This is a genomic window from Modestobacter caceresii, assembly GCF_000761485.1.
Lineage (GTDB): Bacteria > Actinomycetota > Actinomycetes > Mycobacteriales > Geodermatophilaceae > Modestobacter > Modestobacter caceresii.
On record NZ_JPMX01000091.1, the window covers coordinates 30,335 to 41,183 of the forward strand.

Below are 10,849 nucleotides of genomic sequence, written 5' to 3' on the forward strand. Positions count from 1 at the left end.
GGCCGACCTCAGGCGAGCCGGTGGCCGTCCGCCGTGGAGAACAGGTGGGTGTGTCCGGCCTGGGGCCGGACGTGCACCACCGAGCCGCGGGCCGGCACCTGCCGGCCGTCCACCCGGACGACGACCTCGTGCCGATCGCCACCGATCTCGGTGTGCCCGTAGACGAAGCCGTCCGCGCCGAGCTCCTCGACCACGTCGACGCTCACCGGGAGGCCCTGCTCGGCCAGCTCGAGGTCCTCGGGACGGACGCCGACCAGCACCCGCCGGTCGACGGCCTGCGCCAGCGCCGACCGCTCCACGGCGAGGGTGGTGTCCCCGAACCGGACTCCCCCGTCGACCGTCGGCAGCTCGATCAGGTTCATCGCCGGCGATCCGATGAAGCCCGCGACGAACGCGTTCACCGGCCGGTCGTAGAGCTCCCGCGGGGCGCCGACCTGCTGCAGGACGCCGTCCTTCAGCACGGCCACCCGGTCGCCCATCGTCATCGCCTCGACCTGGTCGTGGGTGACGTAGACGGTGGTCACCCCGAGGCGCCGCTGCAGGGAGGCGATCTCCGTGCGGGTCTGCACGCGCAGCTTGGCGTCCAGGTTCGACAGCGGTTCGTCCATCAGGAACACCTGCGGGGAGCGCACGATCGCCCGGCCCATCGCCACCCGCTGCCGCTGACCACCCGACAGCGCCTTGGGCTTGCGGTCCAGGTAGGGCTCGAGGTCCAGGATCCGCGCCGCCTCCCGCACCCGGGTGGCCCGCTCCTCCTTGCCGATCCCGGCGATCTTGAGCGCGAAGCCCATGTTGTCCCCCACGGTCATGTGCGGGTAGAGCGCGTAGTTCTGGAACACCATCGCGATGTCCCGGTCCTTGGGCGCGACGTCGGTGACGTCGACGTCCCCGATCCGGATCGCGCCGCCGTCGACGTCCTCCAGGCCGGCGAGCATCCGCAGCGAGGTCGACTTGCCACAGCCGGACGGGCCGACCAGGACGAGGAACTCACCGTCTTCGATCGTCAGGTCCAGCGCGTCGACCGCGGGGCGGTCGGCGCCGGGGTACAGCCGGGTCGCGCCGTCGTAGACCACGGTCGCCATCGTCAGCGTCCTTCCTGGAGTCCACCGGGCGGGATCTCCGCGCCGGTGCGGGGTGCGCCCGCCGCATTCAGCGGATCGGCCGGGCTCATCGGTCGGCCCAGTCCGGGGGGACGTCGGCCGTGAGGCGGTGGCGCCCCGGGCCGATCTCACGAGGTGCCTGCAGGGGCAGCTGGACGGTGCCGGTCGCGCCCGTCGGCACCTCGACCTCGACGTCCAGACGGCCGTCGGTCCAGTGCCACTCGATCGCGACCTCGCCGTAGGGCGACCGGTGCCGCGCCCGTGCCCAGGTCAGCCCACCGCCGGGCTGCGGCTGGAACAGCACCCTCCGGTAGCCCGGTTCCGCCGGAGCCAGACCGGCGACGGTGCGGTGCAGCCAGTCGGCCACCGCGCCCAGCGCGTAGTGGTTGAACGAGGTCATGTCCCCGGGGTTCACCGACCCGTCGGGCAGCAGGCTGTCCCACCGCTCCCAGATCGTCGTCCCGCCCTGCCGGACGGTGTAGAGCCAGGAGGGCAGCTCGGCGCACAGCAGCAGGTCATAGGCCGTCGGCACCTGGCCGGTCCGGGTGAGCGCCTCGGTGACCAGTGGCGTGCCGGCGAACCCGGTGGCGATCCGGTTGCCGGAGCTGCGCACCAGGTGGGCCAGCCGCGTGCCGGCCGGCTCCCGGTGCTCGGGGAGCAGCAGGTCGAAGCAGATCGCCAGCGCGTGAGCCGTCTGCGTGTCGCTGGTCATCCGCCCCTCGGCGGTGACGTACCGGCTCCGGAACGCCGCGCGGACCTCGGCGGCCAGCGCGCCGTACCGGGCGGCGTCCTCCGGTCGTCCGATCGCCTCGGCGGTGCGCGCCAGGTGGTCGGTGGACCGGGCGAAGTAGGCGGTCGCGACCAGGTGCGGATCGGTGACCGAGGCAGTCGGGTCCTCCGGCGGCGCGGCCGGGTCCAGCCAGTCCCCCAGCTGGAAGCCCTGGTCCCAGACCCGGCCGGGTCCGGCGAGCCGGGTGACCAGGTCGACCCAGGCGCAGGCGGAGTCGTACTGGTCGACCAGCACCTGCCGGTCGCCGGCGCGCTCGAAGAGGTCCCAGGGCGTGAGTACGGCGGCATCGCCCCACACCGCGCCCGGCCGGGGCGGCGACCAGATCGGCCCACCCGGCACGTAGGGCACGTACCAGGGCACGGTGCCGTCGGGCAGTTGCTCGGCCGCCAGGTCCCGCAGCCAGGACCGGAGCATGCCGGTGCAGTCATAGAGGAACGCCGCGGTCGGGGCGAAGACCTGGATGTCGCCGGTCCAGCCCAGCCGCTCGTCCCGCTGCGGGCAGTCGGTGGGCAGGTGCACGAAGTTGCCGCGCATGCTCCACACGACGTTCTCGTGCAGTCGGGTCACCAGCGGGTCGGAGCACTCGAACCAGCCGGTTCGCTCCATGTCGGTGTGCTGCACCCGGGCGGTCACCGCACCGGGAGCCAGTCCACCGGGCCACCCGCTCACCTCGGCGTACCGGAAGCCGTGCAGCGTGAACCGCGGTTCCCACTGCTCCGGGCCACCACCGGCCAGCACGTACTCGTCGACCGAGGGCGCGCCCCGCAACGGCCGGGTGCACAGTCGCCCGTCCTGCAGCACCTCGGCGTGCCGGAGGCGCACCAGCGTGCCGCGCGGGCCCTGCACCCGCAGCCGCAGCCGGCCGACCAGGTTCTGCCCGAAGTCCAGCAGGAAGGTGCCCGGCTCCAGCGGCGTCACCGACACCGGCTCGACCTCCTGGGTGCACCGCACCGGCGGCCCCTCCGGGGCGACCAGCGTCCCGGGGTCGCGCGGCGACACGTCCCGCGCCGGCCGCCAGGACCCGGTCGGGGTCCCGGGGGTCGACCAGGACCGGTCGTCGGACCGGGCGTCGTGCCGCTCGCCGGCGTAGAAGCTGGCCGAGCTGGTCGGCGCCGGCGCGGCGCTCCAGCCGTCCGGTCCGGAGGCGACGACGGCGGTGGTCCCATCGGCGTGGTGCAGCTCCAGCTGGCAGAGCACGGCCACCCGGTCGCCGTAGACCTCCCGGGTCCCGCCGTCGAAGCCGACCAGTCCGCGATACCAGCCGTCGGCCAGCCGGATGCCGAGCACGTTGGCCCCCGGCCGCAGCAGCGCGGTGACGTCGTGGGTCGCGTACTGCAGCCGGTGGACGTAGGAGGTCCAGCCCGGGGCGAGGACGTCCTCCCCCACCGCCGCTCCGTTGACCTCGGCCTCCGCGACGCCGTGCGCGGTGAGGTACAGCCGGGCGGCGACCACGTCGCCCCGGACGTCGAACTCCCGCCGCAGCAGCCAGACGCCGTCCGGTGGAGTGCCCGGGCCGGGGCCGACCGGCACGGCGGTCCAGTCCTCCGGCGACAGCAGCCCGGCCTCCACGGCCGTCGGCGCGGACCAGTCGGACGTCGAGCCGTCCTTGCCCCGAACCCGGACGGAGACCTCGACCCGCTCCCGCGAGCGCAGCGGCGCCCCGGGCCAGGCGACGAGGACGGACTCGCCGCCCTCGACCCAGCCGGTCGTCGTCCGGCCGCCCCGGTCGACCGCGATCTCGTAGCCGCCCTGCGTCCAGCCGGCGCCGGCGACCGTGGCCCAGGTCAGCCGGGGCGCGGCCTCCCCGATGCCGAGCGGCTCGCGGTGGTGCTCGACGGTGAGCCGGTCGACGCGGACGGCCGGCTCTGCCTCAGCCCTTGACCGCACCGGCTGCCATCCCGCGCATGACGCGCTGGTTCAGGAAGAGGTAGATGGCCAGGATGACCAGCACGTTGATGCAGATGGCGGCGAACGTCGGCCCGTACTGGACGACCCCGAACTCGCCGGTGAAGTTGAGCAGCCCCGCCTGGACGGTGCGCAGCTCGTCGCGGGTGGTGAAGGTCAGCGCGATGAGCAGGTCGTTCCACATGAAGAAGAACTGCACCAGCGCGATCGTGAAGATGGCGTTCTTCATCATCGGGAAGGCGATCGACACCAGCGAGCGCAGCATCGACGCGCCGTCCAGGGTGGCCGCCTCGAACACCTCGCGCGGGATGGCGCGGAAGTAGGTGGCCATCAGGAACACCGTCAGGGGCAGGCCGGTGGCCGTGTAGGTGATGATCAGCGGCCACAGCGACTGGGTGAGCCCGGCCTGGAAGTACACGGTGAACAGCGGCAGCAAGATCATCTGCCACGGCACCATGATGCCGATCAGGAAGACCAGCAGGACCGTGCCGCGCCCCTTCCAGACCATGATCTCCAGGGCGAACCCGGCGGCCGTGCCGATCACCAGCATGACCAGCAACGCCGGGAAGACGGCGAGCGTGGAGTTCAGCAGGTACTGGCTGACGCTCCCCCAGGCGGCGTCGAAGTTCTCCAGGTTGGTGAAGTCCTCCGGCAGCGCCCAGGTCGGGGAGTTGAGGAACTCGTCCTGGGTCTTGAAGGAGCCGAGGACCAGCCAGACCAGCGGGTACAGCACGCTGATCAGCAGGACGGCGACGACGGAGTACAGCGGCAGCTTGCGCAGGGCGCGCATCGGCCGCCGGCGGCGGCGCGGCCGCGGCGCGGGACGTTCCCCGGTGGGGAGGTCGGCGTGCGGGGCGACGAGGGGGGTCGCGGGAGTCGTCATGATCAGCCCTGGGTCAGGTCGCGCCGCGACGTCTTGAAGATGAGCAGGGTCACGAGCAGGGAGAGCACCGTCAGCGCCAGGGCGATCGTCGCGCCGTACCCGTAGTCGCCGGAGGCGAAGGAGGTCCGGTACATCGCCAGCGTCAGCGGTGTCGTCGCCGTCCCCGGGCCACCGCCGGTCAGGGCGTAGATGGAGTCGAAGACCTTCAAGGTCCCGTTGATGCTGAAGATCAACGAGGAGACCAACACGGGGAACGACAGCGGGATGACGATGTTGCGCACCAGCCGCCACCCCGAGGCCCCGTCCAGCCGCGCGGCCTCCAGCACGTCCTCGGGGATGTCGATCAGGCCGGCGTACAGCAGGACGGCGTAGAAGCCCATCGACCGCCAGATGTCCATGATCGCCAGGACGACGAAGGCGTTGGCGGGGTCACCGAGCCAGTTGACCGACTCGAGCCCGAACGCGTTGAACAGCGCGTTCACCGGCCCGGTCTGCGGGGCCACCTCGAAGAGCTTCTGGAACAGCAGCGCCACGGCGACCGTCGGCATGACGACCGGGAAGAAGACCAGCGTGCGGATCAGCGCCGACGCCCGCTTCAGCACGAAGACGTAGAGCAGGGAGAGCACGTAGCCGAACAGCACCTGGCCGACGGTGATGACGACGGCGTACTTCACCGTGAACCACAGCGCGTCGGCGACCTTCGGGTCGCTGAAGAGCCGGCTGAAGTTGTCCAGCCCGGCGAACTGGAAGCCGGAGATGACGCTGCCGTCGAAGAGCGTGTAGCCCAACGACCACAGCATCGGGACGAGCATGACCAGCGTGTAGATGGCCAGGGCCGGCGCCAGCAGGACCAGGACGGTCCGCCGGTCGCCGAGGACTTCTCTCACGGACTCTCCGCCTTCCGAGGTGTGCCAGGTGCCGAGCACCGGTGCGGGCAGCGCTGTCCGCGCTGCCCGCACCGGGTGGTGATGAGAGTGCTGCCGGTCAGCCGAGCTCGGCGGACACCGCGGACATGAAGTCCTCACCGCTCATCTGGCCGGAGCCGACCAGGCCGGCGTTCTGCTGGCTGGCCGTGGTCGCCGAGGCCGGGAACAGCGCCTCGAACCACAGCACGCTCTCGTCGGTGGCCTCGATCTGGTCCTGCACCAGCCCGGTCAGCGGCGGCACCTCGACATCCTCGGCCAGCTGCAGCCCGGTGATCTGGCCGTGGTCGCGCAGCGCCACGCTGCCGTAGTTGCTGGCGATGCACTCGACCCAGGCCTGCGCCTGCTCCTCCTCGGCGACCGCGGAGGAGAGCACGATCGACGTGCCGAGGTTGGTCGGCGTCTGGTCGCTGTTGCCCTCGCCGCCCTCGACCTCGGGAAACGGGAGGAAGCCGATGGCGTCCTCGCCGATCTGGTTGGCCTCGGGGTCGTTGAAGTCGGCCAGGGCCCACGAACCCATGTACATGAACGCGGCCTCGCCGGTCAGGAAGGTGTTGATCGCCGTGGCGTAGTCGATCGAGTTCGGTGCCGGACCGAAGTAGCCGGCCTCACCGAGCTCGGCGATGGCCTGGGCGGCCTCGACGTACTCGGGGTCGGTCAGGCTGGCCTCGCCGTCGGCGATCGCCCGCATGGCGTCCGGCCCGATGGTGCGGAACAGGTAGGCCCCGATCCAGCGGCTGATGCCCCAGCCGTCGCCGCCGGACCCGGCGTTGGTGATCGGCTGGACGCCGGCGGCCTGCAGCGTCTCGAAGGCGGCGACCAACTCGTCCCAGGTCTGCGGCACGGCGATGCCGTTGGCCTCGAGGATCTCCTTGTTGAACCAGATGCCCTCGATGTTCAGCTCGACCGGCAGGACCAGCTGGTCACCGAAGATCTGGTCGGCCGCGGACTCCGCTGCCGGCACGATCGCGTCGGCGGCGTCGCCGTCGGCCAGCACGTCCTGCACGTTGGCGACCTGGTCGTTCTCGGCGAGCTCACGGATCAGGTCGGGGGTGTTGGCCGGGAAGAGGTCCGGCAGCGCGCCCTGGCCGGCCAGCAGCTGGATCTGCTGGTCGACGCTCTCCTGCGCCTGCTCGGTGATGTCCAGCGGCAGTGCCTCGTCCTGCGTGGCGCACTGGTCCTCGCTCAGCGAGGTGATCACCGAGTCCTGCGTGGTGTTCTCGTTGAGCGACATCATGGTGAAGCCGTCGTCCGAGGACCCGCCGTCACCCCCGCTGCCGCCACCGCATGCCGCCAGTGCGAGCGACACGGTGACGGCGCACGCCATCCGCGGAGCCCATGTCCGGCCAGTCGACTTCATCGTCACCAGTCCTCCTGAGACCTACCTGATTGAAACGCTTCAACTGCTGCCGCGAAAAGTAGCCTGGCGCACACTTCGGGGTCAACCGACCGACATCGAGCCGTGACCACTCCGCAACCTGGGCGTCGCGCCGGACCTGCGCACGGCACGACGACGGAGCGACCGCCCCGTCGGGACAGCCGCTCCGTCGAGCCCACTGCTACGCCGGCTGCACCGCCATCGGGAGGTTGCCCCAGGCGCGCAGGGTGTTGTTGTGGTGGCGCCGCGTCGGGCCGGCCAGCTCGATCCGCGCGACCCGCCGGGCCAGCGCGGTGAGCACCGACTCCGCCTCCAGCCGGGCGACGTGCTGCCCGACGCACTGGTGCAGCCCCATCCCGAAGCCGACGTGACCGGAGGGGTCGCGCCCCAGGTCGAAGGCGTCCGGGTCGGCCCAGCGCCGCGGGTCCCGGTTCGCCGCCGCGAGGAACATCAGGACCTTGTGGCCCTCCGGGACGACCGCGTCCCCGATCCGCACCGCGGTGGTCGTCGTCCGGAAGAAGGTCTGCACCGGCGACTCCCACCGGATGGCCTCGTCGAAGGCGACCCGGGCCAGCGCCGGCTCGGCACGCAGTCTGGCCCACTGGTCGGGGTTGCTGGCGAAGGCGTACAGGACGGCGGAGATGCCGTGCACCGTGGTGTCCACGCCGGCGGTCAGCAGGGAGCGGACGATCAGCGGTGCCTGCTGCGGGGTGATGTCACCGCGGTCGGCCGCGGCCCAGATCGCCGCCCCGAAGCCCTCCTCGGCCAGCGACTCCCGCTGGCACTGCTCCCCCACCCAGGCCGACAGCTCGGCGATCCGCGGGGCACCCTGGGCCACCAGGTCGTTGGACGGCCCGAAGGCGTTGAACGCGTGGTCGCCGTAGGGCAGCAGGTTCTCCCGGCCGTCCGGACCGAGGCCGACGGCGTCGGGGAAGACCCGCAGCGGGAACGCCTGCGACAGCGCCGTCACGGCGTCGAACTCGGTGCCCTCGGCGAGCACCTGGTCGACCAGCTCCTCGGCGTCGGCCGCCCAACGCTCCCGCAGCCGGCGGAGGGCCCGCGGACCGAGCACCGCCGTCAGCACCCGCCGGGGCGCGTCGTGCTGAGGCGGGTCCGCCTCGAGCAGCAGGCTCGGCGGCCGCCAGGGCTCCTCCGTGCGGAAGTTGCTCAGGCCCACGCCGGCGGCGGACTGGAACTCCTGCCAGTCGACGAGCGCGGCGTGCACCTCGTCGTACCGGGCGAGGGCATGGACGTCGTAGCGGCTCAGGTAGGTGACCGGCCCCGCCTCGCGCAGCTGCTCGTGCAGCGGCAACGGGTCCTCCAGGACCTCGTGGCTGAAGGGGTCGACGTCGCTGACCGGCAGACCGTCGGTCGGGCTCGCGGTGAGGGTCATGCGGAGCTCCTCGGTGTCGGTGGTCGCGGGTCAGAGGTCGAGGACGAGGCGGTCGCTGCAGGAGCGCGAGACGCAGGGGTACATGCAGTCGCCCGCGGCCCGCCCCTCGTCGTCCAGCAGGGAGTCCCGGTGGTCGGGCTGCCCGGCCAGCACCGTGGTCTCGCAGGTGCCGCAGGTGCCCTGCCGGCAGGAGGAGAGGACCTCGACCCCCGCCTCGGCGAGCGCCTCCAGCACCGACGTCCCCGGCGCGACCGTGACGGTCCGCCCGGACCGGTGCAGCTCGACCTCGAAGGGCGTCGTGCGCACGGGTGCGCCGCGTTCGGCGGCGACGAACCGTTCGGTGTGCAGCGTGCGCGGAGGCCAGCCGGCGCAGGCCCGCTCGAGCGCGGCGAGCAGCGGCGCGGGGCCGCAGCCGTACACCCGGGTCCCGGGCCGGGGTCGCCCCAGGAAGCCGGGCAGGTCCAGCAGGCCGTGCTCGTCCTGCGGGCGCACCTGGACCCGGTCGCCGTGGGCCGCGAGTTCGTCCAGGAAGGCCATGGAGCGGCGCTCCCGGCCGCCGTAGATCAGCCGCCAGTCCGCACTCAGCAGCTCGGCCTGCACGATCATCGGCAGGATCGGGGTGATGCCGATGCCCCCGGCCACGAAGAGGTAGGAGTCCGCCGGCACGAGCGGGAAGTCGTTCCGCGGGCCGCCGAGGCCGACCACGTGACCGGGTGCCAGCTGCTGGTGCACATAGGCGGAACCGCCGCGACCGGCCGGCTCCAGCAGCACGCCCACCCGGTAGGCGTGGGCGTCCCACCGGTCGCCGCAGAGCGAGTACTGGCGGGTCAGTCCGTTGTCCAGGGTGAGGTCGACGTGGGCGCCCGGCGTCCAGTCCGGGAGCCGCCCGCCGTCCGGCGCGGCCAGGGTGAGGGTGACGACGCCGTCGGCCACCCGGGTCTTCTCCTCGACCCGGACCACCGTGCGGTCCACGCCCGCGTGTCCGGCCCACGGCTGCTGCACTCCGAGCACTGGCGACCTCCTCGTCGTCGGTGCTGGCCAGCGTGCGACACAGGTCACGTCGGGGCGTAGCCCTTTCTCAATGGACGAGAACCTCCTGCCACACTCGCCCGATGGCCCGCACCCCGACCGGAGAGTCGGTGGTCGCTCGTGCCGTGCGGGTGCTCGACGCCTTCACCGCCGACGAGCCGGCACTGCCGGTCGGGGAGATCGCGCGGCGGAGTGGCCTGCACGTCGCCACGGCGTCCAGACTGGTCGCCGAGCTGGTGGCGCACGGGCTGCTGGAACGCGGCCCCGGCCGCCAGGTGCGCATCGGGATCCGGCTGTGGGAGCTGGGCGCCCGGGCCTCGCCCACCGTGTCGTTGCGGGACGCGGCCATGCCTTACCTCGAGGACGTGCGCGCGGTCGTCGGCCACCACGCCCAGCTGGGCATCATCGACGGCGACGACGTCCTGTTCGTCGAGCGGCTGAGCGCGCGGGACTCGGTCATCAACTACTCGCGGATCGCCGGCCGGCTCCCACTGGCCACGTCCTCCTCGGGCCTGGTGCTGCTGGCCCACGCGCCGCACCAGGTCCAGGAACGGGTGCTGGCCGCCCCGCTGCGCCCGGTCACCCCGGCCGGGCTGCGCACCCCCGCGCAGCTGCGCGCCCAGCTCGCCGAGGTGCGGCGGACCCAGTCCGCGGTCCTGGCCGGGCACCAGCACCCCGACGCCACCGGCGTGGCCGTCCCGGTGCGGGACGACCGGAACGACGTGGTGGCCGCCCTGTCGGTGATCGTGCCGAACGACGGCCGGGGCGCCGAGTTCGTGCCGCTGCTGCTGTCCGCGGCCCGCGGCATCACCCGCGCGCTGCGCGCGCCCGCCCCGGCACCCTCCTGACGGCGGACCCCGGACACGCCAGCGGCCGGTGACCCGATCGGGTCACCGGCCGCTGGGGCACTGCCGCCCGCGTCCGAGGAGGACGGGGGCACTCCTGCTAGTCCAGGTAGTCGCGCAGGACCTGGGAGCGGCTGGGGTGGCGCAGCTTGGACATCGTCTTGGACTCGATCTGGCGGATCCGCTCGCGGGTCACGCCGTAGACCTGTCCGATCTCGTCCAGGGTGCGGGGCTGGCCGTCGGTGAGCCCGAACCGCAGCCGGACGACGCCGGCCTCCCTCTCGGACAGCGTCTGCAGCACGCTGGTCAGCTGGTCCTGCATCAGGGTGAAGCTGACCGCGTCGACGGCCACGACGGCCTCGGAGTCCTCGATGAAGTCACCGAGCTGGCTGTCGCCCTCGTCGCCGATGGTCTGGTCCAGGCTGATCGGCTCCCGGGCGTACTGCTGGATCTCCAGCACCTTCTCGGGGGTGATGTCCATCTCCTTGGCCAGCTCCTCCGGGGTGGGCTCGCGGCCCAGCTCCTGGAGCATCTCCCGCTGCATCCGGCCGAGCTTGTTGATGACCTCGACCATGTGCACCGGGATGCGGATGGTGCGGGCCT

9 protein-coding genes and 1 pseudogene are annotated in these 10,849 nt (G+C 72.5%); 2 read left to right on the top strand and 8 right to left on the bottom strand.

Annotated elements, in window-relative coordinates; translation table 11 throughout:
* Positions 1–8 precede the first annotated feature (8 nt).
* From IN07_RS18250 to IN07_RS18270, 5 genes are all read right to left on the bottom strand, one after another.
* Positions 9–1,082 carry an ABC transporter ATP-binding protein gene (locus IN07_RS18250; RefSeq protein WP_036338435.1) on the bottom strand — a complete coding sequence of 358 codons (1,074 nt, stop codon included), beginning with the start codon at positions 1,080–1,082 and terminating at the stop codon, positions 9–11.
* Between the two features lie 85 nt (positions 1,083–1,167).
* Positions 1,168–3,777, bottom strand: coding sequence for a glycoside hydrolase family 78 protein (locus IN07_RS18255; RefSeq protein ID WP_036338438.1), 2,610 nt, complete (start codon positions 3,775–3,777; stop codon positions 1,168–1,170).
* The gene (locus IN07_RS18260; protein WP_036338441.1) at positions 3,761–4,678 is read right to left on the bottom strand and encodes a carbohydrate ABC transporter permease; all 918 of its coding nucleotides are present in this window, start codon (positions 4,676–4,678) and stop codon (positions 3,761–3,763) included. Before IN07_RS18260 ends, IN07_RS18255 begins: the two co-directional genes overlap by 17 nt.
* 2 nt (positions 4,679–4,680) lie before the next feature.
* The gene (locus tag IN07_RS18265; RefSeq protein ID WP_036338860.1) at positions 4,681–5,565 is read right to left on the bottom strand and encodes a carbohydrate ABC transporter permease; all 885 of its coding nucleotides are present in this window, start codon (positions 5,563–5,565) and stop codon (positions 4,681–4,683) included.
* A gap of 97 nt (positions 5,566–5,662) precedes the next feature.
* On the bottom strand, positions 5,663–6,802 hold the full coding sequence (locus IN07_RS18270) for an ABC transporter substrate-binding protein (RefSeq protein ID WP_197058544.1): 1,140 nt from the start codon (positions 6,800–6,802) through the stop codon (positions 5,663–5,665).
* On the opposite strand from IN07_RS18270, the gene IN07_RS25915 reads away from it, so the two are divergent.
* A complete protein-coding gene (locus tag IN07_RS25915; RefSeq protein WP_197058545.1) occupies positions 6,795–7,067 on the top strand; it encodes a hypothetical protein in 273 nt (90 codons plus the stop codon). The genes IN07_RS18270 and IN07_RS25915 overlap by 8 nt on opposite strands.
* A gap of 93 nt (positions 7,068–7,160) precedes the next feature.
* Here the strand turns inward: IN07_RS25915 and IN07_RS18275 are convergent, their stop codons facing one another.
* Positions 7,161–8,372, bottom strand: a complete 1,212-nt coding sequence (locus IN07_RS18275; protein ID WP_036338446.1) for a cytochrome P450 — start codon at positions 8,370–8,372, stop codon at positions 7,161–7,163.
* Between the two features lie 30 nt (positions 8,373–8,402).
* A pseudogene (locus tag IN07_RS26770) lies at positions 8,403–9,326 on the bottom strand (PDR/VanB family oxidoreductase); the annotation flags it as partial.
* A 158-nt stretch (positions 9,327–9,484) separates the two neighbouring features.
* On the opposite strand from IN07_RS26770, the gene IN07_RS18285 reads away from it, so the two are divergent.
* On the top strand, positions 9,485–10,249 hold the full coding sequence (locus IN07_RS18285) for an IclR family transcriptional regulator (protein WP_036338448.1): 765 nt from the start codon (positions 9,485–9,487) through the stop codon (positions 10,247–10,249).
* A gap of 97 nt (positions 10,250–10,346) precedes the next feature.
* Here IN07_RS18285 and IN07_RS26520 read toward each other — a convergent pair.
* Positions 10,347–10,849 (bottom strand): sigma-70 domain-containing protein (locus IN07_RS26520; protein ID WP_036338866.1); only part of this gene is annotated, 503 nt, incomplete at its 5' end.

Coding starts and splice junctions, on each gene's coding strand:
- IN07_RS18260 (WP_036338441.1), bottom strand. CDS start 4,678: ATGACGACTCCCGCGACCCCCCTCGTCGCCCCGCACGCCGACCTCCCC.
- IN07_RS18250 (WP_036338435.1), bottom strand. CDS start 1,082: ATGGCGACCGTGGTCTACGACGGCGCGACCCGGCTGTACCCCGGCGCC.
- IN07_RS18285 (WP_036338448.1), top strand. CDS start 9,485: ATGGCCCGCACCCCGACCGGAGAGTCGGTGGTCGCTCGTGCCGTGCGG.
- IN07_RS18275 (WP_036338446.1), bottom strand. CDS start 8,372: ATGACCCTCACCGCGAGCCCGACCGACGGTCTGCCGGTCAGCGACGTC.